Below are 26943 nucleotides of genomic sequence, written 5' to 3'. Positions count from 1 at the left end.
TCTTCTCGTTAATCCGTCGTACTGATACAAGTGTCTCGTAGATATCCCCGCGTCTCTTCCATAGGGCTATTCCTTTGTACAGTCTTACTGTCTTGATCATGGCCAGCCTGAGAAAGATATATAGTCCAGATGCCCTTTATTGCATTCTATGTGCGGCATAGCCGGCTTTGTCGGCGAAAAGGCAAGACAGCGAACCTGTCAGATGATCGAGGCCCTCAAGCATCGCGGCCCTGACGGGCTGGCGGTGCAGGAACTCGGAGACGCCTGCCTCGGCCACGCGCACCTGAAAGTCACAGGCGACTTTCCTCAGCCGGTCACTGCCGGTAACGTCACCTTCGTCTATAACGGCGAGATATACAACCACTCCGATTTTCTGCCCGGGAGCACGTCTGACACTGAAGTGCTGGCGTCGATACTAAAAGCTGGCATAGCGGGCTTCGAGAGCGCAGCCCCGAAGATCGACGGCGAGTACGCGTTCGCCGCCCGGGATGGTAGCCACATCACGCTCGTCAGAGATCCGCTGGGCATCAAGCCGCTCTACTATGGCTGCTCGGAAGCCGGCTTCGGCTTTGCCTCAGAGCGTAAGGCGCTCATGCGAGTCGGCATCCGGGACATCAGGTCGCTGTCGCCGGGTTGTATGCTGGCCGAAGGCCGAGAGCGCAGGTTCGCAGACCTTCCCCCGATGCAGCCGGCCATCGTGGACGAGCAGGAGGCCGTCCGGCTGCTGGATGAAGCGCTCAGCCGGGCCGTCTGGCTGCGGTTACACAAAGATGCTGCAGTCACGTTCTCCGGGGGCATCGACAGCGCGCTGATCGGCGCCATGGCACCTGATACTCCACTTTTGACCGTAGGCCTGCCCGGGTCGTTCGACGTCAAAGCAGCCATACACGCCGCCAGAGCCATAGGCGCAGAACACCGGCATACAGTCTACGAGGTCACAGAAAAAGACGTGGAAGAGGCGTTGCCAGGCGTTATCTACGCCATCGAGAGCGCCAGCCCGGTCTCAGTCTCTATCGCATTGCCACTCTATATATTATCTGCGCGGGCCCGGGCTGACGGGTATAAAGTACTCCTGTCCGGCCAGGGCTCCGACGAGCTGTTTGCCGGCTATGCCCGGTACGAAGCCGGATATGTAGAAAGTCGGCTCCAGGAGATGCTCGACCACGACCAGCGTCATCTCGCCGAAGTAAATCTCGAGCGGGACGACGCCGCAGCTATGGCCTCCGGCGTCGAACTCCGGGTCCCGTATCTCGACCTCGCAGTCGTAAGTCTTGCCCGGCAGCTCGACCCCTCTCTGAAGCTACGAGTTAATGGCAAGGATTATATACGGAAATATGTTCTAAGAAAAGTAGCGGAAAATTACTTCCCGCCAGATGTATCTGGTGCGCCCAAGAAGGCCATCCAGTATGGCACTGGCATCCAGAAGACGCTGGAACGGCTGGCCCGGAGCCACGGTTGTGATCTGGCCGGCTATTTACAGACACTCTACAAGGTTGTGCTTGTATGATCACCGAGAAAGACGTAGAACACATAGGCAGTCTTGCCTGCATTGACCTCTCGCCCGAGGAAACAGGGCTCTTCGCAAAGCAGTTCAACTCCATACTGGATTACTTCAGGGAGCTGGACGAGGTCAATACGGACGGCGTGGAGCCAACCCACCACGTCATCGGGCTGACCAACGTCTTCCGGGAGGACGTGGCCGGGGAATCGCTCACTCAGGAAGAGTGCATCGCCAACGCGGCCCGTAAAGAGAAAGGTTTCATCAAAGGGCCGAGGATAGTATGACCATGTCCGGCTATCTTGAATCAGCCCACAAGACGTTCGAGCGCATCGAGAAGAGCAAGCTCAACGCCTTCATCACTTTAAACAAGGCCCAGGCTCTCGAGACTGCTCAGGCTGTCGACGAGGGAAAAGTCACCGGCAGGCTGGCTGGCATCACTGTTGCCATAAAAGATTGTATCACGACAAAAGGCCTGCAGACCACCTGCGGCTCTAAGATATTGCAGGGCTACATCCCGCCCTTCGACGCAGAGGTCGTGGCCCGCCTCAGGAAAGAGGGAGCGGTCATCACCGGCAAGGCCAACATGGACGAGTTCGCCATGGGTACCTCCACCGAGAACAGCGCCTACGGCCCGACCCGAAACCCGTGGGACCTTACCCGTGTACCGGGCGGCTCCTCGGGAGGCAGTGCGGCAGCCGTTGCAGGTCTGGAAAGCAGGATGTCCCTGGGTACGGACACGGGCGGCTCGGTCCGCTGTCCTGCAGCCTTCTGCGGCGTAGTCGGCATCAAGCCCACGTACGGCCTGGTTTCCCGGTACGGCGTGGTCGCTTACGCAAACTCGCTGGAACAGGTAGGCCCCATCGCCCGCAACGTCGGCGACGCAGCGCTGCTGCTGGACGTGATCGCCGGCGGAGATCCGAAGGATTCGACCAGCGTGGCAGAGGCGGACAAAGTCTGCTACACTGACTACCTGAAAGAAGACGTTAAAGGTCTCACCATCGGCGTGCCTAAAGAGTACTTCTCCGAAGGCATGGACAAGAAGGTCGAGAGGGCCGTCTGGGATGGTATCCAGAAGCTGGCCGAGCTTGGCGCCGACTACAAGGAAATTTCCCTGCCCACCACTAAATACGCATTATCTGCTTACTACATCATCGCCATGTGCGAGGCATCCTCGAACCTCGCGAGGTTCGACGGCCTCCGGTACGGTCTCAGGACTGGCAAGGACGAGAACTGGCACACCACCTTCTCCAGGATACGGGCGGAAGGCTTCGGCCCCGAAGTCAAGCGCAGGATCATGCTCGGAACATATGCCTTATCTGAAGGGTACTACGGCAAATATTACCTGAAGGCGCTCCAGATCAGGACGCTTATCCGCAACGACTTCGCTAATGCCTTCAAGGACGTCGACGTCATCGCAGCCCCGACCATGCCCACCCCGGCCTTCAAGATCGGGGAAAAGGCAGACGACCCGTTATCCATGTATCTGGCTGACGTCAACACGCTGCCCGTCAACCTGGCCGGCGTGCCCTCGATCTCGATACCCTGCGGCTTCGCGGGGAAACTGCCCATCGGCATGCAGCTGATCGGCGACCTGTTCGCCGAGCCGCTGCTGATCCAGACGGCTTACACGTTCGAGGCGAATACGAATTTCCAGAAGCTCCCGGAGGGGTTCTAAATGCAGGGCGAATCTACCGGCAAAGAGGCCTACGTAATCGACGATAAGGCCGAGGTCATCATCGGCCTGGAGATCCACTGCCAGCTGAACAAGCTGAACAGCAAGCTGTTCTGCGGCTGCTCCACAAAGCACCATGAGGCAGAGCCGAACACGCACACCTGCCCGGTCTGCATGGGCCTGCCCGGAGCATTACCGGTCATCAACAAGAAAGCGGTAGAGTACACCATCATGGTAGGCCTGGCGCTCAACTGCCAGATCGCAGAGCACACCCAGTTCTACAGGAAGAACTACTACTACCCCGACCTGCCGAGAGGCTTCCAGATCACCCAGTACGACTACCCGATTGCCTTCAGCGGCGCGATCACAGTCGATACAGACGGTACCGAGCGGACCATCCGCATCCGCCGGGTTCACATGGAAGAAGACCCGGGCCGGCTCGTGCACCAGGGCTCGATCGAGACAAGCAAGTTCGTGCTGGTCGACTACAACCGGTCTGGCATGCCCCTTATCGAGGTCGTCACCGAGCCCGATCTGCGCTCGCCTAAAGAAGCGCGACGTTTTATCAACAAACTGCGCAATATTCTCGAATACCTCGACGTCTTCGACGGCTCGCTCCCCGGCTCGCTGAGGGTCGACGCCAACGTCTCACTGCGGGGCGGCGCCAGGGTCGAGATCAAGAACATCTCGTCCTACAAAGGCGTGGAGAGAGCACTGCTCTTCGAGATCTCCCGGCAGCAGCAGATGAGGCGCCGGGGCGTAAAAGTGGTACAGGAGACCCGGCACTACGACGACGAGCGCAACTGCACGATCACGCTGCGTTCCAAGGAGCAGGCGGAGGAGTACCGCTACTTCCCCGAGGCCGACCTGGTGCCGCTGTCCGTAAGCAGCTGGCAGGACAGGCTTAAGGAAGCCCTGCCGGAGCTGCCCGACGCCAAGCGGGAGCGGTTCAAGGCCCAGTACGGCATTTCGGACAACCACGCCAAAGTGCTGACGCAGGAGATCCGGGACGCCAACTACTACGAGTACGTGGCAAGCAAGATTGACCCAGTCATGGCGGCCACCTGGGTAGCAGACTACCTGAAGGGCGAGCTGAACTATCGTGACCGGGATATCCGGGATGCGTTCGAGCCTGAAAAGATGGTCTACATCCTGGAACAGCTGAAGAAAGACATCATCACTGACAAGGGTGCGGTCGAGATCATCAGGACACTGCTCGACGAAGGCGGAGAGCCTCAGGAGATCATCGCCCGGAAGAACCTGGCCAAGGTGAAATCTGACATCACCCGCACGGCAGTAGTCGAAGTGATCAAGGAGAACGGTCTGGCTATCAAGGACTACCGGTCTGGCAAGGCCCAGGCGTTCAACTACCTCGTGGGGATGGTCATGAAGAAGACCCGCGGCAGAGCCGACCCTGAGGAGATCAACACGCTGCTGAAGGAGCTACTTGAATGCACCTGATCATCACTGAGAAGAACATCACCGCGAAAAAGATCGCCCAGATACTGTTCGGTAAGGGTACGAAGGAGACCAAAGTCGAAGGAGTCTCCGTCTACTCTTCGGGCGACACCTCGATTGTGGGTCTGTCCGGCCACATCGTCAACATCGACTTTCCGGAACAGTACAATAACTGGTCTGTCACCGCCCCGAAAGACCTCATCCGGGCAGAGACGGAAATGAGGTACACTCACAAGAAAATCGCCACGGCGCTCAAGAAGCTCTCCAAAGATGCCACCAGCGTCACCATCGCCACTGACTATGACCGGGAAGGAGAGCTCATCGGTGTCGAGGCTTACCGCATCATCAGCGGCTTCAAGCCGGACATCAAGTTCGACCGGGCCAAGTTCAGCGCCATCACCAAGCCTGAGATTGACCGGGCTTTCTCTAACAGAGTGCCTCTTGACTTCAACCTTGCAGCAGCCGGCGAAGCCCGGCAGAAGATCGACCTCGTGTGGGGCGCGGCCCTCACCCGGTACATTTCGCTTACCTGCGGCCGTCTTGGTAAAAGTTTCCTGTCAGTGGGCAGAGTACAGACGCCGTTGCTGGCGCTCTTAGTAGACAGGGAGAAAGAAATCAAAGCCTTCGTGTCCACGCCCTACTGGGAGATCTACGCCACCCTGGGCAACGGCACCGACTTCACCGCGAAGCACGAGTGCAATCGGTTCGAGGATAAGAAGAAGGCAGATTCGGTCAGGGCAAAGCTGGGCAGCACCGGCACTGTCGTCGAATACAAGAAAGATGCCCGTTCCGACGCAGCTCCGATCCCGTTCTCGACCACCGAGTTCATCCGGGCGGCCTCCAGCATAGGCTTCAGCGCCGCCAACGCGATGCGGATCGCCGAAAACTTATATGTTAATGGGTGGATTTCCTACCCCCGTACCGATAATACTGTTTATCCTTCCAGCTTAAACCTGAGAGACGTACTGCAAAACTTCGCTGCCGGCGAGTTCGGGGAGTACGCCCGAAAGCTGCTGGCGATGAAGACACTCGTCCCCACCAGGGGCAAGAAGGAGACGACTGACCACCCGCCTATCTACCCTGTCTCCAGCGCCAAAAAGTCGGACATGGCAGATGACGAGTGGAGGGTCTACGAACTGGTCGTCCGCCGGTTCTTCGCCACGCTGGCGCCCGCCGCCACGTGGGAAACCCGGAACACCACAGTCGATATCTCCGGGGAGAAGTTCAAGGCCAGCGGCTCAAAGTTAACCGAGGCCGGGTGGAGGTACTACTACCCGTACGGCATGCCCAAAGAAGAGGTGCTGCCGGCCCTCGAAGTAGGGGAAACTCTGAAGGTCAAAAAGATCGAGATGCCGGAGAAGATGACACAGCCGCCCACCAGGTATGGCCAGGGCCGCCTGGTCAAGATGATGGAAGACCTCGGCCTGGGCACCAAATCGACGAGGCACGAGGCGATTCAGAAGCTGTACGCCCGTAACTACGTGCACGGCAACCCGCCTCAGCCGACCAACACAGCAATCGCCGTGGTCGATGCGCTCGAGCGGTACGCCGACCTCATCACCAAACCGGACATGACCAGCAAGCTGGAGCAGGACATGGACCTGATCGCCGACGGCAAGATCAAGGAAGATGCCGTGGTCGACGAGTCCCAGAACATGCTCGAGACTATCTTCGGCGTTTTAGACAAAAACCACGACGAGATCCGGGAAGTGTTGTTCGACGGGCTGCGGGAGGACAAGATCCTCGGCAAGTGCCAGACCTGCGGCTCCGATCTCATGGTAAGAAAGAGCAAGAAAGGCGGCCGGTTCATCGGATGTACTGGCTACCCGAACTGCACCTTCTCGCTGCCCCTGCCCCCGTCCGGGACGATCGTGGCGACCAACAAGGTCTGCGAGAGGCACGGCCTCAGCCACATCAAGATCACGACCGGGGGCAAGAAGCCCTGGGAACTGGGATGCCCCCAGTGCAACTTCGAGGAGTGGCAGAAGAAAAAGAAAGAGGCCGCTGCAGCGCCGGGCGAGGCTACCACCGGTACTGCGACCGCGCCCAAGAAGTCCGCGCCTAAGAAGGTGATGGCAAAGACGGGCGGATCGGATGAGAATACTGCAGAGCCTAAGAAGCCGGCGGCCAGGAAGGCTGCCCCTAAGAAAAAGGTGATCGAGAAGGCGCCTGAAGCCTGATCGATCTCTTTCTAACTTTTAAGCAATTATAGTATTAGCCGATCTCTTTTTTAACATCCATAAGTGTCTCTGGCGGACAGTCTACCATGCCCAGGGCGGCGACGGCGCCGATTAGCCCTTTCCGGCCGGTGATCTCGTAAGTCCTGACCTTAGACTTCTCGGCCGCTTCCAGCGCTTCTTCCACTGTCACAATCTGAGTGCGCGCTTTTCTGGTGAACCTCATCAGCTCCGGGCAATTGCGGAGCCCGACCTTGACTGCCATGCCTGTGTGTTCTGACCCGGTCTGGGATTTGACGTATTCGATCGCCGTCTGGATGATGGACTCTACCAGCTCTGCTTTCGCTCCCAGCTCGATGTAGCTGACCGAATTGCCCGCAGTCTTTCCCGGCGCATCCGGGTACAGGAAGCCTACGTTGTGGGAAATCCGGTGGACTCCCTCGATCGCCGAGAGCTGGTCGAGCAGGGACAGGGTCAGCGCAAATGTCGCTCCATGGGTGGCGCTGTCAGTATCGTCGACGGCGATCACGATGTGCTTCAGGGCTTCTGTAGCCACTACGCCCTCGGTATAGGCGCCTTTCTGGGAGTACCTGACGTCGAGGACGCCGTCTGCCTGCTCCATCATCTCAGTTAAAGAATACGCAGGCCCGCCGAACGTCCTTATGGTCTGGTAGACCAGGCCGTCTTTAACGCACACCTTCTTCAGGCAGAGCGACGCCGCATCGTCCATCCTGAGGTCGCCGGGCACCAGCTTCTGCCTCAGGATCAGGCCATTCTTTCTGACCCGGGGATTGCCCAGTGCATACATGTATTCGCAGAACGAGATACAGCCTTCGCTTCGGCACTCGTGGAAGATCTCCACGGCTCCTGCCGTTCCGGCAGTCTCGTCGGCAGTAGTAAAAATGCGCTTGCAGGCAGTCGTCGGCAGATTTCTCGTCCTTCTCCGGGCATACCGGGCCCTGCGCCGGCCGGCGCGCTCCTCCAGCACTTCCACACAGCCCTCGTCCACGAAACGGTTGATCCAGTCCTGCAAGGTGCTCCTGGGCAGGCCAGTGTCTTCAACCAGGTCCTGCACGTCAAAATAGCCTTTGTCGTGAGTGATCTTCTCTATGAGGCTGATCAACTCTCTGCGTTTCTCGATAAGTTTGAGCAATGGCCACCATCTCTTTTGTTTTTAGCTTTACGTCGCGTATTAGTTATTTTGCACGATCGTAAATATATCTGTTGAGGTGGTCCGCAAAATTTGCCCCGGAGGGGCAATCAGTTACCTTTCCTGAATATTTTTGCCCCGAAGGGGCACCAAAAGCCCCTTAAAGGATGATGCCGTCACGTATATATGCAATGGGCTAAACCATTGTTTTGAAAAGGGTATGTATCATGGGTCCGTCAGAGCCGCCTGAAGATAGTATAGTTGCCAAAGTCATGTTTTTCGGCGTGCTTGCCGTGCTGCTGATCATCCTCGGCGGCTGCGCCTACTTCCTTTACGGCTACCTCTTTCCGCCGTCGGATAGCCCGGACATTACCACTCCGGTGCCGTCACCTACCGTGGTCATCACGCCTACACCTGTGATTACTCCGACGCCGACGCCGTTACCATACGACTGGTTAACAGTCAGCCCAACTGCAGAACCTACTGAAGTCCCTCCCGTCGTCGACTACCAGTATGATACAAGGATCACCGACGAGGTGAAAATCGTCATGCCTCCCGGAATCTGGGGCCGCTACGTCGTCTATGACGAGAGAGTCAGTGAGAATAACTATAAGGTTCACCTCTACGACGTAAAGTCGCTGTCTGACACTGTCATCGCCAGCGGCAACGTTCGTTCGTACGGAGCCATAGGGCAGGGTAAGGTAGCCCTGCTGGACCTCGGCGACTCAAGCATCAAGCTCTACGATATAGACCGTAAGAGCTCTGAGACGATTACCCCCTCGAAACAGTTCCCCCGCGCGTTCCCGAGCATCTTCGACGATTACGTGATCTATACGGGTGATGAGGGCGGCACCAATGAGGTGCTGGGCCGGATCCACATCTTCAGCCTCTACGCTCACCGGATGTCAGACGGTATCGATAGTATGTGGGCGGTCGACATCGCAGAGCCTCATGAGCCGAGGGGAGAAGGCAATTACCTCGTCTGGTGGACCATAGACGGCACTAAGAAAGAAATCATCCTCCACGATATCAAAAGTGGGAAAAGCCAGACTATCAGCACGGATAACTGCGATCACCCCAGGATCTCCGACGGGGTAGTCGTGTACCATAATGGGGCGGACCATCACATCTACCTGTACGATATCGCTTCTGGCCAGACACGCAAGATAGTTGCTATCGGCCGGCAGTACAGCGCCGACATTTCCGGCAGCAGGATCGTTTACGACGATAACCGGGCCGGTAACTGGGACATCTACATGTTCGACCTGTCCACAGGCAAGGAAACGCAGATCACGAACGAGCCTCACGATCAGATGAGCCCCCAGATCTACGGCGATACTATCATATACATGGACAACCGGAACAGCCCTACGGGGAACTGGGATATCTACACCATAAAGGTTAGTTGAGGCTCTCGCATGCAGGCAGGCAGAAAGAAGCATGGTCTATCGATGATCGACATAGGTGCATGGCTCCGGGAATTCAGGTACCGGTTCCTGCTGTTCGTATCCTTGCCCGTGCTGCTGGGTGCTGCCATAGCCTACATGTACTATCCTGCCAGCTTCAGCCTCGGGTATTTTCTGCTCTCCATAATCGCCATGCTACTGCTCCACTCGGGCACCATCATAATCAACGACTACTTCGATTTCCGGAGTGGCACCGATATCCTGAACCAGGCGAGGGCTCCCTACAGCGGCGGCAGCGGACTGCTCCCGGAGAAAGCGCTAAAGCCCTGGCACGTGCTGATCGTGGGCACTGGCTGTTTTGCACTATGCATTATCATAGGGCTGCTCATCGTCCTTGCCAGAGGCCCTGCCATCCTCCTCATCGGCTTCGCCGGGGTGTGCCTGGGCGTGGCCTATACTGCTCCTCCGTTCAAGCTGTGCTACCGGGGGCTGGGCGAGATTGCCCGTCTGGCTGCAACGCCTCTGATAGTCCTGGGCGCCTTTTTCGTCCAGGTGCCCGTGACATCGATCCCGGAACTCATCAGCATCTACCCCGCGCTCGTAATTTGCGTTGTCGCATCACTGCCGGTAGCTTTTTTCAACATGGCTGCAATGTACATCTTCGAGTTCCCCGACTACGAAGCGGACCGCCAGGTCGGAAAAAAGAACCTCGTGGTGCGGCTGGGCACGAAGAATGCCTCCTACCTGTACCTCATCATGCAGGCGGCAGCCTACGGATCGCTCATCTTCGCCATGCTCGCCGGAATTATTCCATGGCTGGCAGCCATCATTCTGCTTCTGCTGCCTGCCTCCGCATACGCTGCCACCGGGCTCTTACGGTACAACGCCGAGGCTAAAAAGCTACTCCCTTACCTGCGGGCAACCAGTAACGTATATATTCTGGCCAGCATCATCCTGGTGCTCGCTTACATTATCCGCTTTTAATAAAGAAAAAAGCTATTATTTCCCTCGGGCGAGCACGTAATCGCTCAGCGCGAACAATAAGTCTCGGGAAGGCCCTGCCCTTACGGACTCTAGCTGGCGCCTGGCCTTGTCGATCTGCTCTCTGGCGAGCATTTCCGCCCTGGCTACGGATGGCTTTAGCACTTCCTGGAGGTCCTCTCTGCTCATCGCCAGCATTTTCTCCCGGGTCAGCCCTTCTTCGTGGGCCAGCAGCATAATCACCGTGGGCCTGTCCATCTTGAGGTCAATGAGAGTAGGTTTGCCCAGCGAGTCGTTGCTGGAGGTAACGTCGAGAATATCGTCCCTGATCTGGAATGCGATACCTATGCTGGTCCCATATTCTCTGAGCGATTTGACCTCTTTGCTAGTGCCGCCTCCGACAAGGGCGCCGATCTCTGCCGAGGCGCTGAACAGCGATGCTGTCTTGCGCTCTGCGATCTTATAGTAATCCTTAAGTGTGTAGTCCTTGCCTACAAGCTCGAGCGCTTCGCCCTCTGCAAGGCTCAACATGGAGTTTGCAGCGCACTCTATGATCGCGTTCGTCATATTCACGCTGCTTTTTGAAGCCTGCCTGATGGTGAGCGCTAACAGGGCATCGCAGGCGATGAGGGCCATGTTATTGCCCCAGCGGTGGTTGATCGTGGATCGGCCGCGCCGGGTCTCGGCGTTGTCGATCACGTCATCGAGCACCAGAGAGGTGTTATGGATCATCTCCACCACGGCTGCCGGGACCATCGCCTGAGCGATGTTTCCTCCTACTGCTTCGCAGGCTATAGTGAGGAGCGAGGCACGGATCTTCTTACCCTTCTGGCACAGGGCGTACCTGACGACCTCCGCGAGCTCGGGGGGCTCAATGACAAAGGACAGCAGCCCCATCTCTTTGTCAATCAACGTCGCTCTGCTCTCAAGCACCTTTTCTATGTCGACGGAAGATCCCCTCATATTACCTATCACTTAAGAACGCACACAAGATATAATAGTTTGCTTTAGATCGGCTTGCAGACGCCGAAAAATAATATATAACTCGGGCCAGGCTATTCCACCTGTTACCTATTTCATCTTAAGCAGGCGCATATGCTACGAAGATGACGTCGTAAGATTCCCGCATGCCATGGGGAGTGAGCCTGAAATCGCAGTATATGGCGAGGTCTGTAAACCCCGCTTCCTGTATCAGCCGCTCCATCTTTTTCACGGAGACCGGGTTATACTTCACTACGTCTGCGTGGAATTCTGCATTTCCTTCCCGCTCTATGATCGAGAGGATGTTAAATACCACCTGGTCCTGGAAGTAGTCGATGGCAAAAATGAAGGCCTCAGCGCCGTTCTGGTGTCTCCTGTAAGTGGACGGGATGAAGCGATCATGGTCTTTGTAGAGGGCATCATAGTCCTCCATGTGGATGATGCAGATGCCGCCGGGCACCAGCGCCTGCCTCATGCTGGCCAGGGCTTTCAGCAGGCAGTCGTCTGTAGGCTCGTGGGGAAGAGAGTTGCCCATGGAGAGCACGCAGTCGAACTTCCTGTCCAGCACAGATTGCATCTCTTTGACATCTGCCTTGTGAAGCCTGACAGAGAGGCCTCTGGCTTCCAGGTTCCTCACCGCAACTCTGAGCATATCCTCAGAACAGTCGACCCCTTCTGTATAATATCCCATTTCGCTGAGCATAGCGCAGTGAAAGCCAGTCCCGCAGTGGCAGTCTAGCACGGACTTAGCCTTTTCGGGAAGCACCCGCCTGAAAAATGTCTCTTCCCGCTTTCGCCTGCGATCCCAGTCTATCAGCAGATCGAAGCGCTCCGCGAAGCCTGTATAGGAGTCCATTATACCCTTTGAGGCTTTACGGGAATTAATAGCGTGGCGAAAAAAGTCACGGGCTGCCTGCTATATCTAATATGGCAACACGCCGCGCTTCTAAAACTACAGCTTAAGCGTCAGCTGGTTGATGATCACGCTCGCCACCAGGGCAATCGCAAAGCCGCCCACCATCGTGTCGGTTTCCACGGCGGCAGCACCGCTCTGCAGATAAAGGACTCCGGTGCACAGGGTCACGACAAAGATCGTAAAGCCCATGGCTATGGCTGCGCCTCCAATAATTGCAGTGGTCTGCCCGGCTCCGGTGCGCTGAAGAAGCACAGCGGCAGCGATAAAGGCAAGCGCGAAGGCCAGCAGCATGACGGCCGCAGAAATCGGGAGCGACGCCCCGGGGTTTAGCAGATACACGAAGCCAAAAGCCATCAGCATCATGACAAGAGCCATGAGCACTGCTATCAGAAAAGCTCTGGCCAGAGCGGTCCATGTGTCACGGGTCACGCGTGTTCGGGGCATAGATCATCACTGCCTGTAAGATCAGTGTATATGGGCGCAGTCCTTGATATAGCAGTTGCGGTGCCCATAAAGTTACCGCTAAAAATAAGATGCGGCTGACCGGCTTACGCCGTGGCTGTGGGGTCCACGGGGGTCTTGTGCCCGGTCAGCGCATCGACTGGTTTGCTGGCTGTGTAGCGTCTATGGAACGTAGATGCTACTACGAGGATAATCGTAAGGATTAGCACTCCTGAGAGGAGTAGCGTATTGAAGCCCATGGTGCTGAATAACGTGGCCATATCTGCTCCCGGGGAATAGTTGATCAGGCTCTCCACCGTTCTCAGGGACAGCACATACACAGCAATGTCCAGCCTGACCAGGTACGCCAGGATAATAGCTGCTGTAGTAAAGATCGCACCTCCAGCGAGAACCAGTTCGGCCTGGTACTGCTGCGGTAGCACTGTGTGTGTCGTGGCTCCAGCTATGCCCAGCGGGCTTACGGACACGTCGAAGACCTTTGCTCCGAACAGCGTAGCCAGTGTTGCGTGCCCCGCCTCATGAGTGGCTACGAATAGCACATTTAAGAGCCAGATCGCGACTATCAGCGCGGCTATTTTGATGAGGAAAGCGAACCCCTGGCTGTAGTGACTCGCGTTTCCGTTAACCCTGGGGTAATCCATGGTATCACCTGTGAAGTACCCCCACACGATCAAAGATTGGGTGCTGTCGAATTTATATGTTTTGTTACAAATTTCTAATTAAAAAATTATTTGGCCATACTTACAGAATATTTGGTAGATATGGGCAAATATGCTGGTTGCAGCACAGGTGAATTCAGGGAGATTTTACTGTAACTTTTGGATATTCGTCATTCAGATCCTCCCCGGCCTCCAGTTCCTCACTATCCTCCCCTCTGACCTCTTGACCTCTCTGACCTCACCCTGAGATCGTTCTCTCTGATCTCCGGCGCCTCCGAAACCTCCCTGTTGTCCGGCTTGCGCACACATATCCGGCAAATGGATGGTTGGGGAGTGCCCGGAGGTCCGGGAGACTTTTCAAGCTGGGAGGTCAGAGAGGTCTGGAGGTCTGAGAGGAGGACGGTGAGGGGCCGGAGGATTGGAGAGGGAAAATCGGCTGTCAGGAATCGCCTTGAGAACGCCTGCATTCGCAGGCGTTCAAAAGGCGAACATCCCGGCTCAGGAACTCTTCAAAAAGTTTTAGGAATTACTCGTTTATGAAAAGTGGGTTTTCAAGTAGGGGACATAAAAAATTGGACTGGCTCGGCCCCTGGAGGCCTCGGTTTTAATTCGCAATCAACACGGTTCGACCCTTCGGTCGCTTCGGCGCAGAGGCGCAAGGGCGCAAAGGTTTTCTGATCAGACTTTGCGCCCTTGCGCCCCTGCGCCTTTGCGAACTAAATACAAGGCGGCCCGGCGCCGACGATATCCACATATATCCGGGCAATGGAACTTTTATCTATCCTTCCGACTTCCGGCCATCTTCTGCTGCTCAGCCAGCGTATATAGCCGCGCAGCTATTGCCCCGATGGCTGTGCAGGTCTCGAAAGAAACGCCTTTGCCATCGGTAATGTCAAGATGATACGGGGCCATCTCAAAATACTCTTTAGGAAGCCCCTTGCGCCCCAGTCCGATCAGGATAAAGAGCGGCTTGTTTCTCGCCATCATGTCTGCGACTTCCCGGGAGGATACGGCTTTTTTCTTGTCCCCGTGGCTGGAGGTCACGACCAGGGAGCCGAACTGCGCAGGAAACCCCTTCTGAGGGATGTCCATCACGTAAAGCCGCTTTTCATCGTGGAGCTTCTGAAGATACGCCCCGGATTCGCCTATCGTTGTATTGTCCCTGACAAAATCGACCAGCTCCTGCTTCTCGAAATCGTAGGGAAAGCCCACCAGCGCCAGGTTAAAGCCGAAAGCGTAGGCGATTGGAGCGCCTCTGGCAATGCCCCTGTAATGCGCTTCCACGACCTTGTTCCGGTCGTAAGTATTGTAAAGCCCGAGCGTCAGCATGGTAAACAGGGGAAAATAAGGGCTGTGGCATGAAAAGCTTTTTGATATCGGAGCCTTAAGGCTTGCAGTCTTAACCTTTCTCCGGCCATCCGGGCCGGGACTGGGTGTCGCCTTCCAGGACTTTGATGATCTCCTCATCCTCTACGATGTCCGAGGGATTTTTACCCTCGTACCTGAAGAGTATGACTCCGGCTTCATTCAGCACAAAAACCGCCGGGCCGATGAGCTTGTCGTACTGGTTGTACAGGCCGTAGGCTTTGATGACCGTACAGTCGGGATCGCTTAAGATGTGGAACGGCAGCTTATGCGAGTCGTGTAAAGCCTTGTTAACGCTGATACTGCCATCGGATACTGCAAGGACATCTGCCCCGCGGAGCATGAAACGCTCGTAGTCGTCCTTCAGGTAGTCCAGCTGCTCTCCGGTATGGGCGTCGTCTACTCCTCTGACAAAGGCCAGGACCAGCTTTTTGCCCTTTCTGAAAACGTCCAGGGAAATTTCTCTGCCATTCTCGTCTTTTAGACTAAAACCCGGCGCTCTCGTATCCACCGCCGCATAAATCCGCTCGTACATGCCGATAGATCATGGCCTCGTGTGCAGAAAACTGTCACTTGTAAAAAACACGCCCGGGCTCTTGATGGCAGGCGGATTAAAAAATTAAAGGCGGCAACAGCCGCCTTATTTTAAGTCAGGGCCCGCGTCATGGTGTACTACATCATGCTGGGCGTCCGGCATTTTCTTTTTCAGGCTGGTGGCCGTGGTGGCCGTGTCTTCGAGGTCTTTCTTCAGCTGATCCTCGATGGTCGCCACTTCCGCTCTTAGCTCGTCCGGGTTGGGGATCTTGCCCAGCACGTCGTCAGGCTGGCCTACGAGGCTGTTGACGTCCGTCGGCTTGCCGAGCTCGCCCACGGTCTCCTCGGTGGCGCCCAGGTATTTTGCGGACTGCTCGATGACTTTGGAGATCTCGAACGGGAAGATGATCTTGGTCGCCTGCCCGTTGGACATCTTCGCCAGCGTGTCCAGTGAGAGCACGGTTATGGCCTTCTTGTCCAGCGGCGCAGAGCCGAGCGCCATCAGCCTCAGGGCCTGGGCCTGGCCCTGCATCTCGAGGATGCGGGATACCCTGGTACCCTCTGCTTCGAGGATCTTGGACTGCCTGGAGCCTTCTGCCCTTAGAATCATGGCCTGCTTCGCACCTTCGGCTTCCAGAATGGCCGAGCGCTTGTTACCGTCTGCCAGCAGGATGGCCGCACGCCTGCGCCTCTCTGCAGAGGTCTGCTCTTCCATGGCTGCCTTGACCGTGCCGATCGGATCTACTTCCCTGATCTCCACGGCCTCGATCTTTACACCCCATGGGTCGGTAGCCTTGTCCAGGATGTCTCTGAGCCGGCCGTTGATCCTGTCTCTGTTATACAGGACTTCGTCAAGCTCCATATCACCAATGACGCTCCTGAGCGTGGTCTGCGCCAGGGCGATCGTCGCCATGTGATAGCTGGTCACTTCAAAGTAAGCTTTCTCAGGGTTGATTACCTTGATGTAGATGATGGCGTCCACATTCGTGGGCGAGTTATCTTTGGTGATGACTTCCTGCTTCGGGATGTCCAGCACCTGCGTTCTCAAGTCCATCTTGATCACAGTGGTGATCAGAGGCACGACCCAGTTGAAACCCGGGTTAAGCCGGCCAATGTACTGGCCCAGCCTGATCTGTAAGCCCTGCTGATAGGGCTGGATGATCCTGATACCCGATATCAGGACGAACACGATAGCTGCGACGATGATCACGCCTATGCACAGCAATGATCCGCCGATTGAAGTTATTTCTTGCATTCTCCTCCCTCCGTAACGTCGGTTAGTCTACAGACGATGATATGTACGCCTTCGGCGCGAATGACTCTCACCCGCTGCCCGGCCTCGATCTTTTCGGCTGACGTGGCGCTCCAGATCTGCTCATCCACTTTCACTTTGCCGTCGATGCTTCCGGGAACTACATCCCTGATGACCTCGCCTGTTTTGCCGGCGAGCGAGTCTTCGCCGGTGACGATCGGCTTATGGCCCGGCGCCAGCCTCCTGTAGAAGAGGATGGTTGCTATGCTCACCACAATAGTCACTAAGGCAAAGATGATCAGGCCCCACGGGAACGTCAGCAGTCCGGGTGCCAGCACAACCAGCAGCCCCATCACTATCAAAATCGTGGCGGGCACCGCCACGAAAAAGCCGGGGGTCAGCGCCTCTACTACTAATAGTAGAGCACCTACGATTAGCATTAACCAGCCAAAAATGCTGTCCATATCGATCACTTTCTATTTATGTGGCCGTTCTTATTTATCGGTTGTGTAAGTAATCTATATAGTACGTGAGAACTCCTGACTACCAGCCGGCTACCCGTTCCCGAACAGGCTGTCGAGGAACGAGACGCGGGCGGTACACCTTTCTTTGTAGCTGCACTTATGGCACCACCTGCCCCTGCGGGCGTCAGGCATCGCCGTCCTGCTTTCCTCAATGCGTCGCCTGACCGACAGCGCTTCTCGCCTGTCCCCCGGGCGAATTTCAGCTTCTCTGATACACCAGCCGCCCATGTACTCGACAAACCCTGAGTCTGCTTCACAGCCGAACCGGTCTGAGACGAGCATTGAATACGCTGCCAGCCTGATCCGGTCCGACCCGTAGATGCCGTTTTCCGGGGGCTGTGAAGCTGATATGACCACCGGCCGCAAACGGCCGTCTATTGCCACTATCCTGTCTACAGCGCCCGATAGCCGGAGCTTATCTGAGCGATGGCTCAGCCTGACCGCTTCGGATTTCAGCAGCATGGATAGCTTTTCTCTGCCCAGCCGGGCAGACTCTGCTTGCAGCCCTGCCAGGATGCGATCTATATTGACCGGACTCCTCTTCCGGATCTTTTCGCCGGCCAGCCCATATACAATGGCAAGATCCTCACAGGCCCTTTCGTATATCTGTTCCAGGGCTTTTTGAGGCTCTGCCGATGAGTATGCCGAATGCAGCGATATTGAAATTTCTCTGAGCAAGTCGCTCCTGACTGTCTCTGCCGTAAACCCTTCCACAGGCTCTTTATTCCTGAAGTATGCCAGGCGTGGGCATATTAGATAAGAAGAGATGTCAGAGACACGTATATACTTACTTTCACTATATTGCACATAATTAGCTTATGGCTTCGAAAATAAAAAATTATCGGGACTGCTCCAGCAGTGTGAGCGATTTGATCCACTCTCCCTTCGGCTCTCTCGAAGTCCCTATGACGAGCACTTTACCTGTGGCGGACTCTTCCAGCCTGCCTCTGGCCTCTAAGACTTCGCCTTTCCTGACCTGCCCTGCATAGGTGTGTGTGTAAGAGAGCACCATTGATATCTCGGGGTGGTCTACTTTGTAGATGGCGGGGCTATCGTATGCGAACTCGTCATCCGTCACAGTTGCCGTAATAGTCCTCATGCCCAGGTCTTTGCCGACCGGCAGTGCCGGACCTATCTGATCGTAGTCCCTGACGTACAGCAGATCCGTAAGCGCGCCGTCTAGCAGGCACCGGTTTCCTTTTCTCCGCTCGTGCAGGTAGAACTCTTCAAAGGTCAGCTCAGGCTTGCGCTTGGCGTAGATCTTCTTCCATCCCGCCTCGTCGATACCTTCGATGCGGCCTTCGGCGATGGCTTTCTGCAGCTCATCCCTCGCCTTGTACCAGCTGTTACCGTAAACAATAAAGTCTACATCAGAGGTTTCCGCCCCGAGGCCGACCAGCTTTGACCCGGTAATGCCCATATCGCAGAACTCCACTGCGGAAAGGGCCTCGACCATCTTCTTCACCCTCGAATCGGTGGCAACTATGCTCAGCAGGCCTTCGTGAGGCTGATATAGCTTGTAGACGTGCTCGTACGGCACCACCATGACGCCTTTGATCCACTCCGGCTTTTCTTTCCGGATGAACTCGTAGGCTTCGTCGAAGCCCATTTTCTTGTAGCGAACGCCGTTCCGCTCCCTCTCGCCGTCCGGGCGTCCCGGAAGATACCGGAGCAGGCAGTGAACGCCATCTTCGTTATGGTAGTCGACAACTGAAAATATCCAGCCTTCCTTAGTCTCGATGAAATCTCTTAACCTTGGCCTCATCTCTTCACCATCTGATGTTCAAGTAATGATCTTACAGCCGTCCCGGGTGACGATCAGCGTATGTTCAGCCTGCGCCACCGGCTCGCCGTCCTTCTCGATCAGCAGGGGGTACTCTCTTACTGCTGCCGACCTGATCAGCCCCTGCAGTGCACCTGTTTCTGCTCCCAGCCATCGAGATGTAAACGGAAAGCCCCCATAGTCCCGGTTGAGACGGCGCAGCAACTCTTTCTCTTCGGCTCCCGTTGCGTAAAAGGCGTCCCGGCGGATTGCCTGGAAGATGTTGCCTCCCGGGTTCCTCGAAATCTCCCCGCTGCCCGGAGTCAGGAACGGCTCGATCGCCAGGATGTCGCCTTCTCTGATCTTTCGGGCGGAGCCGTCGTCGTAGTTCGGAATGGTCAGGCCTCCGTGCAGGCAGTTTCGGCTCATGTTATGGCCGTACAGGTCCCTCAGTACTCTGAGCCCGCGGGAGGAGGCGACTGCATTAATCGCCCTGCCGATTTCTGAAGTGGTCACGCCAGGGCGCACTATTTCGATCGCCGCGGACAGCGCCGAATTTGTGGAGTCGATCAGATCTCTATGCGCGGACGTCCCCACTTCTGCGGTAAAGGCGGAATCCGCAATATACCCATCCACGATTGCGCCCAGATCTATCTTCACGACATCACCGTTCTCCAGTGTTCTGGAACACCCGGGGGAAGGCGTGTAGTGGGAGGCGATGGCGTTAACTGAAATGTTGCAAGGGAACGCGGGCCTTCCGCCCATCCTGACAGTCTCCTCTTCCACGAAGGTGGCGAGGTCGATCAGCCTGGCGCCCGCCCTGATTTTTGCAGTCGCACTGCATTTGAGCGATCTGACGATCTCGCCCGCCTTCAGGCAGGCCTTAAGCTCGTCCGCCGCCATCCCTGCTATCATTTTAGCACTCCTATCCGGTCTTTCGCATGTATTCTTCGACTTCGTCGTACATGGCGCCTTTTCTCAGAACCTTATACTCCCGGAGGTCCACTATCGTTGAAGAGCCTGCATACTTCGCTCTTCCCCCTTCCAGCAGGTAGTCCACTTCGACCGTGACCTCGTCGGCGGTGACCGGGTCCGGCTCTCCGTGCAGGTTGGCGCTGGTAGAGACAATAGGCCCGGTCCTCCTAATCAAGTCCAGGGCAACCGGGTGGTCAGGGAACCTGATGCCGACGTAATCCGACCCCGCAGTCAGAGAATCCGGCAGTACCGGCTTTTTTCTCAGGATCACGGTCACAGGCCCTGGCAGGAACTTTTCGATAAAGTCAGGGTGCACGATTTCCGCTACTTCCTGCAACATTTCTATGCTGGAGACCGCGATTGAGAGCGGCATGGACTCGGGGCGCCGTTTGACTTTGAATACTCGTGATATCGCCTTCACGTCCGTAGCCAGCGCACCAATACCGTAGACTGTCTCGGTAGGGTACGCGATGACGCCACCCTTCAGGATGATGTCCGCTGCAAGGCCTATGTCGGTCCCTCTACGCATAAGATTACATGGGAAGCGAGCGCTATATAGGTTTTCCAGTTTACGCCCGGCTGTCGAGAGCATAGTATCAAAATGATTGCTTTGCAATAGATACGTTTATTATACTTTATAACAATACATCTGGTATCTTTAAGCAAGGGGTAAAAATGGAGTCTTTTGCAGTAATAAGGGCCGATGACCAGACCAAGCTGAATACTGCAATCTCAGATCTGCAGAGGCATGGCGGACTGACTTTTGCGATAGCGCCGAAAGAGCTGAAACCTGCATCAGCAGACAAGATCCTGGTAAACGTCATGAAAGTGCCGCTGAAAAAGTCATGCAGGGCAGCCGCCCTCGTGTCTCTCAACGACGACCCCGGGGTCGCGATCGACGTGCTGGGCCGGATACACCCTCCCGCTCACGTAATCATCGTCAGTTCCCGCCACGACGTCTACAGCAAGATCACAGATTGCATTACCAGGCTTCCTGATCTTAAGGACTATGTGGCGCCCGTGATTCAGAAAAAGGTACAATAGATCGGCGGAAAACGGTTTTCTCGTTTTTTATCAGGTGTAGGGTAGGCTATACCCATTGCCCATAATTTAGGCAATGAGCACAATTCTTTAAAGGAATCAGTGTACGGGGTAACTTTTGTGAAAGGTTCCCCGACACTCATCTAAAACTAAGCAAACATAACACCGCTTTCCTGTGCCATGCTCCGGTTTCGCTCGCCCATGACTTTGGCAACTGCCGCGTTGAAGTCTGAGGAGTCCACTACGTCGCGGTTGTTGCGGATGGCGAACATGCCGGCCTCCATGACGATGGCGGAGAGATCGGCGCCGCTGGACTCGTCCGTGATGAGGGCGATCTTCCTGAGGTCCACGTCGTCCGCGAGGTTCATCTTGCGGGCGTGGATCTTGAGGATCTGCTCCCTGGCCTCAGCGGTGGGCATGGGTACTTTGATCATGCGGTCGAACCGGCCCGGCCTCAACAGTGCCGGGTCCAGGATGTCCGGCCTGTTGGTGGCCGCCAGGATACGGACATTACCTCTCGGGTCGAAGCCGTCCATCTCAGCGAGCAGCTGGACGAGCGTGCGCTGGACTTCCCGGTCGCCAGAGGTGATGCTGTCGAGCCTCTTGGCGCCGATGGAATCGATCTCGTCGATGAAGATGATGGATGGCGATTTCTCCTTCGCCAGCTCGAAGAGCTCCCTGACCATTCTCGCTCCTTCGCCGATGTACTTCTGCACTAGCTCAGAGCCGATGATCCTGATGAACGTAGCCTTAGTCCGGTTTGCTACGGCTTTGGCAAGCAAAGTCTTGCCGGTTCCTGGAGGCCCGTAGAGCAGTACGCCCTTGGGCGGCTCGATACCGACCTTCTGGAAGAGCTCGGGCTTGAGGAGCGGCAGCTCGACCGTCTCCTTCAGCTCGTTGATCTGGGCTTCCAGGCCTCCGATGCTCTGGTAGTCTATTTCGGGAGAGTCGACTACCTCCATGCCCAGTACGGAGGGGTCCTTAACCGTGGGCAGCACCTCGATCACGGCGAGGGACTGCTGGTTCAGGGCGACTTTGGCGCCCGGGTAGACCTCTTTAGAGTTGATGAACTGGGAAGAGTTAACCACGAATTTTGGCCCGGTCGAGGATTTGATGATCATTTTACCGTTGGCCATGACATCCAGTATGGTACCGACGATGAGCGGAGGAGTCTTGAGCCTGTCCAGCTCCGACGTGAGCTTCCGGATCTCGCGCTCGTACTGTACCTTCTTGTTCTCGACCGACTTCTTTTCCAGCTCGATCTTCCTGTATTCCTCCTTTAAGCGGACATTTCGTTCTTCCAGCTGCTTCACCCTGTCAAGCAGGTACTTAGAAAAGTCGCTCAGAGGCACTTCTCCAGTAAAGTCGAGGCCAGATCCTTCCGCCATAAGTATCGTTTGCAAAGTTGATTTTCTTGGTATATATGCTTAACTTACGGACTTATCGGAAAGATTTATTGATGAAAACATGTCAGTATTATCCAGATACGTATGCAATGTGAAATATGTGGGGCCGAAATTCGCGGCAGATCCTACCGTATCATCGTGGATCGGGCGGAGCTTGATGCTTGTGAAAAATGTAAGGGCCTGGGTAAGGAAGTTTCCCGGCCTGGCGGCGCTTCCGGTGCCCGCCCCGGTGCCCCTGGCGCTTATGGCACTCAGCCGGCCACCCGGAGAACTCGCAGCGACCTCTTTGACAAGATCAAGGATGAGCTGGTCGAAGATTACGCGGGCAAAATTAAGAGTGCCCGTGAAGCACGCCACATGACCGACGAGGAACTGGCGGCGAAGACCGGCACGAAGGTCAACATCATCCGCAAGGTTGAACGCGGTGAGCTTGCACCGGAAGACGCTCTCGTGAAGAAGCTGGAGCGCGAGCTCGACATCAAGCTGACGGAAGGCGTGGCCGAAGCCGAAAAAGGCCAGCGCAAGGGCGAGAGCAGGGTCATGACCCTGGGCGATCTGATCAAGGTGAAAAAAGATAAGAGGTGAGCGTTCGCGCTTGCCTTTCTTTTATACTCATTTTAAACGTAACCTTATCCAAACATTGTAAAAGATCAGCGACTCTGTAATATGAACGCTGCGCTGTGCGTTCTCTTATTGCTTGGGTATGTGAGACTGCAAGACGAACGCTGCGCTGTGCCAATCCTCACAGATTCCACGGATTGAAACAGATGCTACAGATTACGACCGATTGTACCGATAACCAAAAAATATTCTGATCGAATACTTCTACGATTGCTCACTGTAATCTAATAGTATTAGCGTATTCCTTCTGTGCTATCGAGTATTACTCTGTGGATTCAGAAGGGGAATCTGTGGAATCAATCGTAATCTGTGGCATCTGTGTGGATTAGCACAGCGCAGCGTTCGTGTACGTTCACCAACACAGAGACAACTGTTTACGAGTATCCCTGTAATGGTGGCCAGCACGACCCAGCGTTCGATTTAGTTCTTCTTCCCATTTTCGCCGCTCAGCAGCTGCTTTCTGGTATACCAGATCCGCTGGAAAGCCGTCACATGGCTTAATACGCCGATGATCAGCAAAGCCCAGCCAAGAATGGTGAACTGTATCCCGTATGCCCCGACTTCCGTGGGATAGACGAGCTGCAGGCAGGTTGCCACGATGATGAGGATCATCCTGTCCGCCCTTCCCATGATGCCGCCGTAGACTCTGCCGACGCCGACGGCCTGGGCCTGGGTGCCGAGGTAGCTGGCGAGCAGTACGCCGACGATGACCATGGCGCCGAGGTCGGATCGCAGGTAGCCGCCCAGGAAGATGCCGCAGATCATGAAGACGTCGGCATACCGGTCAATCACGTGGTCCAGGAAGTCGCCGTACTTCGAAGCGGTGCCGTTCTTCCGGGCTATCGCGCCGTCCAGGCCGTCGAAAAAGCCGTTGAGCAGCACCAGCAGCAACGCGGCTGCAAGTATCGCCGGGTTCCCGGCGGAAAAGTAATATGCGATGCCGGCCAGGGCTGCGAAAGCCAGCGAGGCTATGGATACGGTGTTAGCCGAGATGTGCAGCCCGTCGAACAGGTTGACGAACGGCTCAGTCACCACCACGAATTTCGAGCGTAAAGAGTCCAGCGTCATAAGAAATATGCCTCGCTAAAGTCGACGGAGCCCGGCTTATAATTGTCGGTGCCGGAGATGATTTCCCTGACACAGCCGGCCACCATTGTCGGCGTTTTATCAGTCGTGTCTATCTCATAAACGTTATCGCTCATCTCCAGCGCCTCGACCAGAATCACGTCCAGCGCCTCGGCCTCCAGGTTTTCCTCGATCTTCTCAGCGCTCCAGCCTCTGGCTTCCAGCCGCTTCCGCAGCACCACAGGGGAGGCTCTCAGGACTACGATCCTGTCGACCGGCAGCAGGTGGGCGACGTGGCCTTCCAGGATGCAATCCCCCGGCAACTGCTCTACGTAGCGGCTCAGCCCGTCGAGGTCTGCGATGGCAGAGTTGCGTTCCTCATCTACACCCTGGTTATAGGTGTCCTTGATGATCGCGTTGACGTCTACAACGGTAAAGCCGGCATCTACCAGCCTGGCCACGGTCGACTTGCCAGTCCCGGGAGTGCCGGTCAGCGCTATCTTCATCTGCTCCCCTTGATCTCCGCCAGCACCTCGACCAGCCTGACGTTCTGCTCTCTGGTGCCTACCGTGATGCGCACGTACCGGTCGCCCATCTCCCGGAAGGAGGCACAGTCCCGGAGGATTACGCCTCTCTTCATCGCTTCGGTCACCACGTGCTTCGAGGTCAGGGGGGCTGTGTCAATCAGCACGAAGTTGGCCTCCGACGGGTATACCTTGAACGGCACATTTTCCATAAGGAACTGCCGTTCAGCCTTTACCGTCTCGACTGTTCTGTTGTAGTGTTCCTCGTCCTTCAGGGCGGCGAGCGCTGCTGCAATGGCAATCCTGCTAAGGGCGAAGGGAGTGGCGACTTTCATGTACTCTCTGAAAATCCAGTCAGGCATGAACCCGTAGCCGATCCTCATCCCGGCCAGGCCCCACGCCTTCGACATGGTCCTGCCTATGACGATGTTATCGCACTCCTTCATGAGTTCCAGCGCCGTCTTTCCGCCGGAGAAGTCGATGTACGCCTCGTCCACGAACACGATGCCGTCGACGGCGTTTGCCACCGACCTGATCTCGGCCAGCGAGGTCAGGTTGCCTGTCGGGTTGTTCGGCGAGGTGATGAATATAAACTTAGTCCTGTCGGTGACCTGCTTCAGCACAGCGTCCACGTCCAGGCTGAAGTCGGCACGCCGGGCGCAGTACTTGGGTGTGGCGCCGCAAAACCTGGTGACATTTTCATAGTACGAGAACGCGGGCAACGGTATGACCACTTCGTCCCCTGTCTCCAGGAACGCTCTCAGGAGCGTTTCTATCACGGCATCCATGCCGTTGCCGCAGACGATATTGCGGACAGGCACTCCGTGTCTCATAGCCAGCGCTTCCCGGAGCTCGATAGCATCGACGCTCGGGTAGACGTGGGCGTCGCAGGCCGCCTTCCGGATCGCCTCTATGGCCAGAGGGCTGGCTCCGAGGCAGCTCTCGTTGGACGCGAGCTTGATGATGCTCTTCTCGTCAATGCCGTACGAAGCGGCGACTTCCTCTACGTTCTTACCCGCAACGTACTCCTTTATTTCCTGGACTGACTGCCTGGCCCTGATCACTTGATCACCGCGAATAGACGAAAAGACGTCATGGTTTATAGCATTTGCGTGTTTTGGAAGATTGCATGGCCAGCAGGCACCTTAAACGCCTGTCCTTCAAGAGCCGAAGGCTCTATATATTAATGCAACTCATATTAATTTTAGACTTACAATAGCCGGAGAACTTACCATGCCCGAGGACAACGTCATCTTCGTCGGCAACAAGCCAGTCATGAACTACGTGCTCGCCGCAGTCACTCAGTTTAACGAGGGAGCGAAAGAAGTCACCATCAAGGCCAGGGGCAGGGCGATTTCCCGGGCGGTCGATACGGCGGAGGTTGTCCGCCACCGGTTTCTGACCGATGTGGAGATCGACCGGATCCAGATCAGCACCGAAGAGCTCGCCAGCGAGAAAGGGGAGAAAATCAACGTCTCTTCTATTGAGATCTTCCTGAAGCGTCCCCGGGCCGCAACTGATTAACGCTCAGCTACAGGGCTTTCCTGATCTTCTTGAGTAGCGCCTCTTTGCCAGGGAAGCCTGAACGCTCGATTACTCTTAATATTTCGTCCATGGCCATTGGCTCGTTGCCTATGCCCTCCAGAAAGGCTTTTTCCTCGTACGTCAGGCGGACGCCTTTGTCTACCCAGAAGGCAGCGCTACGGTATACCTCCGGGCTGTATGCCACTTTCAGGGACGGCTTAACTGTAACCCTGAGGAAGTGCCTGTTCTTGAACTGGATCACGATAAGTGTGTAGGCACCGCTCTTCCTGAAGATCTCTTCACCCTGCACCCACTGCCCGCCCGCCGCATCATATGCTCGGGCCGACCGGACCAGGCCCCTGTTTTTCTTGTAGTAGGCGACAAACTCATCCATCGTCATCGCCACGTCGCTGGCAGACATCGATATCAGAAACAACGGCGGCGCACAAATATTTATTGTTTTAGAAGAGAGCCCGGGAAAAGCAGGATAACCCCCAATTTATAGGGTGAGCGGGTTGGTAGGGGATGGATTGGATTGTGCAGTTATAAAAACGGCAAATCACCCGCTCAAATGCTTATTATGTAATCTGGTATAATAAATACTTTGCTGGTTAACTACGAAATTTTTAATACCTGAGTGGAAAAAGTGGGATTTCTCGTCAAAAAATGTATTTTATAGCGAACAGTAAATATAACATCGCTTCCCGATCTCGTCATGCTGCCTGACAGTGGCCGGATATAACCGCCCATAATTGCCAGACGACGGCAAACAAGTTATATATAGGTTTGGGGGCAACGGAGGTATCATGCAAGAGCTCGTGCCTTACGTATCTGCCGCTACTGCCTGCGTTGCAATGCTATACTTTTTGCTGGAGTTCCAGTTTACCGGCGCGAGAGATTACCTGGCTGCCCGGCTGCGGTCGCTTGTGAGAAAATAGCCATCGGCAATTTCCACGGCCTGTCACTCAAAGGCCGCCGTAACAGGTG

The 26943-nt window shown here is 55.8% G+C and carries 29 protein-coding genes; 11 read left to right on the top strand and 18 right to left on the bottom strand.

What is annotated here, in order from left to right:
- The first annotated feature begins 148 nt into the window (after positions 1-148).
- From RCI_RS03800 to RCI_RS03780, 5 genes are read left to right on the top strand one after another with little or no spacing between them, the layout of a single operon-like run.
- Positions 149-1507, top strand: coding sequence for an asparagine synthetase B family protein (locus RCI_RS03800; protein WP_012035068.1), 1359 nt, complete (start codon positions 149-151; stop codon positions 1505-1507).
- On the top strand, positions 1504-1785 hold the full coding sequence (gene gatC / locus RCI_RS03795; protein WP_012035067.1) for an Asp-tRNA(Asn)/Glu-tRNA(Gln) amidotransferase subunit GatC: 282 nt from the start codon (positions 1504-1506) through the stop codon (positions 1783-1785). Before RCI_RS03800 ends, gatC begins: the two co-directional genes overlap by 4 nt.
- A complete protein-coding gene (gene gatA, locus RCI_RS03790) occupies positions 1782-3176 on the top strand; it encodes an Asp-tRNA(Asn)/Glu-tRNA(Gln) amidotransferase subunit GatA (protein ID WP_012035066.1) in 1395 nt (464 codons plus the stop codon). The genes gatC and gatA overlap by 4 nt, the downstream gene beginning before the upstream one ends.
- Positions 3177-4634: an Asp-tRNA(Asn)/Glu-tRNA(Gln) amidotransferase subunit GatB gene (gene gatB, locus RCI_RS03785; protein WP_012035065.1), complete on the top strand. Its 1458-nt coding sequence runs from the start codon at positions 3177-3179 to the stop codon at positions 4632-4634.
- Positions 4625-6811 carry a DNA topoisomerase I gene (locus RCI_RS03780; RefSeq protein ID WP_012035064.1) on the top strand — a complete coding sequence of 729 codons (2187 nt, stop codon included), beginning with the start codon at positions 4625-4627 and terminating at the stop codon, positions 6809-6811. The genes gatB and RCI_RS03780 overlap by 10 nt, the downstream gene beginning before the upstream one ends.
- Before the next feature lie 34 nt (positions 6812-6845).
- Here the strand turns inward: RCI_RS03780 and RCI_RS03775 are convergent, their stop codons facing one another.
- The gene (locus RCI_RS03775; protein WP_048197990.1) at positions 6846-7961 is read right to left on the bottom strand and encodes a hypothetical protein; all 1116 of its coding nucleotides are present in this window, start codon (positions 7959-7961) and stop codon (positions 6846-6848) included.
- Between the two features lie 224 nt (positions 7962-8185).
- Between RCI_RS03775 and RCI_RS03770 the strand changes: the two genes are divergently transcribed.
- Positions 8186-9367, top strand: a complete 1182-nt coding sequence (locus tag RCI_RS03770; RefSeq protein ID WP_012035062.1) for a TolB family protein — start codon at positions 8186-8188, stop codon at positions 9365-9367.
- 9 nt (positions 9368-9376) lie between these two features.
- A complete protein-coding gene (locus tag RCI_RS03765) occupies positions 9377-10348 on the top strand; it encodes a prenyltransferase (protein ID WP_012035061.1) in 972 nt (323 codons plus the stop codon).
- A gap of 15 nt (positions 10349-10363) precedes the next feature.
- Here the strand turns inward: RCI_RS03765 and RCI_RS03760 are convergent, their stop codons facing one another.
- The 12 genes from RCI_RS03760 to RCI_RS03705 form a co-directional block, all read right to left on the bottom strand.
- Positions 10364-11308: a polyprenyl synthetase family protein gene (locus RCI_RS03760; protein ID WP_012035060.1), complete on the bottom strand. Its 945-nt coding sequence runs from the start codon at positions 11306-11308 to the stop codon at positions 10364-10366.
- 118 nt (positions 11309-11426) lie between these two features.
- Entirely contained in the window at positions 11427-12182 is a 756-nt protein-coding gene (locus RCI_RS03755) for a class I SAM-dependent DNA methyltransferase (RefSeq protein WP_012035059.1), read from the bottom strand.
- A gap of 96 nt (positions 12183-12278) precedes the next feature.
- Positions 12279-12686, bottom strand: coding sequence for a hypothetical protein (locus tag RCI_RS03750; RefSeq protein ID WP_012035058.1), 408 nt, complete (start codon positions 12684-12686; stop codon positions 12279-12281).
- Positions 12687-12790: 104 nt separating this feature from the next.
- Positions 12791-13345, bottom strand: coding sequence for a hypothetical protein (locus RCI_RS03745; RefSeq protein ID WP_048197989.1), 555 nt, complete (start codon positions 13343-13345; stop codon positions 12791-12793).
- Positions 13346-14137: 792 nt separating this feature from the next.
- A complete protein-coding gene (locus tag RCI_RS03740; protein WP_012035055.1) occupies positions 14138-14692 on the bottom strand; it encodes a DUF531 domain-containing protein in 555 nt (184 codons plus the stop codon).
- 70 nt (positions 14693-14762) lie between these two features.
- On the bottom strand, positions 14763-15263 hold the full coding sequence (locus RCI_RS03735) for a peroxiredoxin family protein (RefSeq protein WP_012035054.1): 501 nt from the start codon (positions 15261-15263) through the stop codon (positions 14763-14765).
- A 105-nt stretch (positions 15264-15368) separates the two neighbouring features.
- Complete coding sequence (locus RCI_RS03730; protein WP_048197988.1) at positions 15369-16517, bottom strand: SPFH domain-containing protein; 1149 nt, start codon at positions 16515-16517, stop codon at positions 15369-15371.
- Positions 16505-16954, bottom strand: a complete 450-nt coding sequence (locus RCI_RS03725; RefSeq protein ID WP_231844935.1) for an NfeD family protein — start codon at positions 16952-16954, stop codon at positions 16505-16507. Before RCI_RS03725 ends, RCI_RS03730 begins: the two co-directional genes overlap by 13 nt.
- A 114-nt stretch (positions 16955-17068) precedes the next feature.
- Positions 17069-17752, bottom strand: coding sequence for a CRISPR-associated protein Cas4 (locus tag RCI_RS03720; protein ID WP_052309898.1), 684 nt, complete (start codon positions 17750-17752; stop codon positions 17069-17071).
- A gap of 124 nt (positions 17753-17876) precedes the next feature.
- A complete protein-coding gene (locus tag RCI_RS03715; RefSeq protein ID WP_012035050.1) occupies positions 17877-18803 on the bottom strand; it encodes a DNA polymerase subunit beta in 927 nt (308 codons plus the stop codon).
- An 18-nt stretch (positions 18804-18821) separates the two neighbouring features.
- Complete coding sequence (map, locus tag RCI_RS03710; protein ID WP_048197987.1) at positions 18822-19715, bottom strand: type II methionyl aminopeptidase; 894 nt, start codon at positions 19713-19715, stop codon at positions 18822-18824.
- Between the two features lie 10 nt (positions 19716-19725).
- Positions 19726-20304 carry an L-threonylcarbamoyladenylate synthase gene (locus tag RCI_RS03705; RefSeq protein ID WP_012035048.1) on the bottom strand — a complete coding sequence of 193 codons (579 nt, stop codon included), beginning with the start codon at positions 20302-20304 and terminating at the stop codon, positions 19726-19728.
- Positions 20305-20450: 146 nt separating this feature from the next.
- Here RCI_RS03705 and RCI_RS03700 point away from each other — a divergent pair, with 146 nt between their 5' ends.
- Entirely contained in the window at positions 20451-20819 is a 369-nt protein-coding gene (locus RCI_RS03700) for a DUF356 domain-containing protein (protein ID WP_012035047.1), read from the top strand.
- 146 nt (positions 20820-20965) lie between these two features.
- Here the strand turns inward: RCI_RS03700 and RCI_RS03695 are convergent, their stop codons facing one another.
- The gene (locus RCI_RS03695; RefSeq protein ID WP_048197986.1) at positions 20966-22204 is read right to left on the bottom strand and encodes a proteasome-activating nucleotidase; all 1239 of its coding nucleotides are present in this window, start codon (positions 22202-22204) and stop codon (positions 20966-20968) included.
- A 102-nt stretch (positions 22205-22306) separates the two neighbouring features.
- Between RCI_RS03695 and RCI_RS03690 the strand changes: the two genes are divergently transcribed.
- Complete coding sequence (locus tag RCI_RS03690) at positions 22307-22807, top strand: multiprotein bridging factor aMBF1 (RefSeq protein WP_012035045.1); 501 nt, start codon at positions 22307-22309, stop codon at positions 22805-22807.
- 456 nt (positions 22808-23263) lie between these two features.
- Here RCI_RS03690 and RCI_RS03685 read toward each other — a convergent pair whose 3' ends face one another.
- From RCI_RS03685 to hisC, 3 genes are read right to left on the bottom strand one after another with little or no spacing between them, the layout of a single operon-like run.
- Positions 23264-23911: a CDP-alcohol phosphatidyltransferase family protein gene (locus RCI_RS03685; protein ID WP_012035044.1), complete on the bottom strand. Its 648-nt coding sequence runs from the start codon at positions 23909-23911 to the stop codon at positions 23264-23266.
- Positions 23908-24414 carry an adenylate kinase family protein gene (locus RCI_RS03680; protein WP_012035043.1) on the bottom strand — a complete coding sequence of 169 codons (507 nt, stop codon included), beginning with the start codon at positions 24412-24414 and terminating at the stop codon, positions 23908-23910. The genes RCI_RS03685 and RCI_RS03680 overlap by 4 nt, the downstream gene beginning before the upstream one ends.
- Positions 24411-25496 (bottom strand): histidinol-phosphate transaminase, encoded by a 1086-nt coding sequence (gene hisC, locus RCI_RS03675; RefSeq protein WP_012035042.1) that lies wholly within the window; start codon positions 25494-25496, stop codon positions 24411-24413. The genes RCI_RS03680 and hisC overlap by 4 nt, the downstream gene beginning before the upstream one ends.
- Positions 25497-25665: 169 nt before the next feature.
- Between hisC and albA the strand changes: the two genes are divergently transcribed.
- Positions 25666-25956: a DNA-binding protein Alba gene (gene albA, locus RCI_RS03670; protein ID WP_012035041.1), complete on the top strand. Its 291-nt coding sequence runs from the start codon at positions 25666-25668 to the stop codon at positions 25954-25956.
- Between the two features lie 7 nt (positions 25957-25963).
- On the opposite strand, the gene RCI_RS03665 is transcribed toward albA, so the two are convergent.
- On the bottom strand, positions 25964-26377 hold the full coding sequence (locus RCI_RS03665; protein ID WP_048197985.1) for a hypothetical protein: 414 nt from the start codon (positions 26375-26377) through the stop codon (positions 25964-25966).
- A 385-nt stretch (positions 26378-26762) separates the two neighbouring features.
- On the opposite strand from RCI_RS03665, the gene RCI_RS17445 reads away from it, so the two are divergent.
- Positions 26763-26894, top strand: a complete 132-nt coding sequence (locus RCI_RS17445; RefSeq protein ID WP_269446489.1) for a hypothetical protein — start codon at positions 26763-26765, stop codon at positions 26892-26894.
- Positions 26895-26943 lie beyond the last annotated feature (49 nt).

The organism is Methanocella arvoryzae MRE50 (genome assembly GCF_000063445.1).
GTDB lineage: Archaea > Halobacteriota > Methanocellia > Methanocellales > Methanocellaceae > Methanocella_A > Methanocella_A arvoryzae.
The sequence above is the reverse complement of the archived record's forward strand: the minus strand, read 5'-3'. Positions and strand labels throughout refer to the sequence as shown.

Bases quoted from the DNA above. Each gene is read 5' to 3' on its own strand.
- RCI_RS03745 (WP_048197989.1), bottom strand. From the start codon at position 13,345: ATGGATTACCCCAGGGTTAACGGAAACGCGAGTCACTACAGCCAGGGG.
- RCI_RS03695 (WP_048197986.1), bottom strand. From the start codon at position 22,204: ATGGCGGAAGGATCTGGCCTCGACTTTACTGGAGAAGTGCCTCTGAGC.
- RCI_RS03740 (WP_012035055.1), bottom strand. From the start codon at position 14,692: ATGCTGACGCTCGGGCTTTACAATACTTACGACCGGAACAAGGTCGTG.
- RCI_RS03685 (WP_012035044.1), bottom strand. From the start codon at position 23,911: ATGACGCTGGACTCTTTACGCTCGAAATTCGTGGTGGTGACTGAGCCG.
- RCI_RS03680 (WP_012035043.1), bottom strand. From the start codon at position 24,414: ATGAAGATAGCGCTGACCGGCACTCCCGGGACTGGCAAGTCGACCGTG.
- RCI_RS03780 (WP_012035064.1), top strand. From the start codon at position 4,625: ATGCACCTGATCATCACTGAGAAGAACATCACCGCGAAAAAGATCGCC.
- RCI_RS03750 (WP_012035058.1), bottom strand. From the start codon at position 12,686: ATGCCCCGAACACGCGTGACCCGTGACACATGGACCGCTCTGGCCAGA.
- RCI_RS03770 (WP_012035062.1), top strand. From the start codon at position 8,186: ATGGGTCCGTCAGAGCCGCCTGAAGATAGTATAGTTGCCAAAGTCATG.
- map (WP_048197987.1), bottom strand. From the start codon at position 19,715: ATGATAGCAGGGATGGCGGCGGACGAGCTTAAGGCCTGCCTGAAGGCG.
- RCI_RS03730 (WP_048197988.1), bottom strand. From the start codon at position 16,517: ATGCAAGAAATAACTTCAATCGGCGGATCATTGCTGTGCATAGGCGTG.
- gatB (WP_012035065.1), top strand. From the start codon at position 3,177: ATGCAGGGCGAATCTACCGGCAAAGAGGCCTACGTAATCGACGATAAG.
- RCI_RS03715 (WP_012035050.1), bottom strand. From the start codon at position 18,803: ATGAGGCCAAGGTTAAGAGATTTCATCGAGACTAAGGAAGGCTGGATA.
- RCI_RS03760 (WP_012035060.1), bottom strand. From the start codon at position 11,308: ATGAGGGGATCTTCCGTCGACATAGAAAAGGTGCTTGAGAGCAGAGCG.
- RCI_RS03735 (WP_012035054.1), bottom strand. From the start codon at position 15,263: ATGTACGAGCGGATTTATGCGGCGGTGGATACGAGAGCGCCGGGTTTT.
- RCI_RS03700 (WP_012035047.1), top strand. From the start codon at position 20,451: ATGGAGTCTTTTGCAGTAATAAGGGCCGATGACCAGACCAAGCTGAAT.
- gatA (WP_012035066.1), top strand. From the start codon at position 1,782: ATGACCATGTCCGGCTATCTTGAATCAGCCCACAAGACGTTCGAGCGC.
- RCI_RS03690 (WP_012035045.1), top strand. From the start codon at position 22,307: ATGCAATGTGAAATATGTGGGGCCGAAATTCGCGGCAGATCCTACCGT.
- RCI_RS03800 (WP_012035068.1), top strand. From the start codon at position 149: ATGTGCGGCATAGCCGGCTTTGTCGGCGAAAAGGCAAGACAGCGAACC.
- gatC (WP_012035067.1), top strand. From the start codon at position 1,504: ATGATCACCGAGAAAGACGTAGAACACATAGGCAGTCTTGCCTGCATT.
- albA (WP_012035041.1), top strand. From the start codon at position 25,666: ATGCCCGAGGACAACGTCATCTTCGTCGGCAACAAGCCAGTCATGAAC.
- RCI_RS03665 (WP_048197985.1), bottom strand. From the start codon at position 26,377: ATGTCTGCCAGCGACGTGGCGATGACGATGGATGAGTTTGTCGCCTAC.
- RCI_RS03755 (WP_012035059.1), bottom strand. From the start codon at position 12,182: ATGGACTCCTATACAGGCTTCGCGGAGCGCTTCGATCTGCTGATAGAC.
- RCI_RS17445 (WP_269446489.1), top strand. From the start codon at position 26,763: ATGCAAGAGCTCGTGCCTTACGTATCTGCCGCTACTGCCTGCGTTGCA.
- RCI_RS03705 (WP_012035048.1), bottom strand. From the start codon at position 20,304: ATGCGTAGAGGGACCGACATAGGCCTTGCAGCGGACATCATCCTGAAG.
- RCI_RS03725 (WP_231844935.1), bottom strand. From the start codon at position 16,954: ATGCTAATCGTAGGTGCTCTACTATTAGTAGTAGAGGCGCTGACCCCC.
- RCI_RS03765 (WP_012035061.1), top strand. From the start codon at position 9,377: ATGCAGGCAGGCAGAAAGAAGCATGGTCTATCGATGATCGACATAGGT.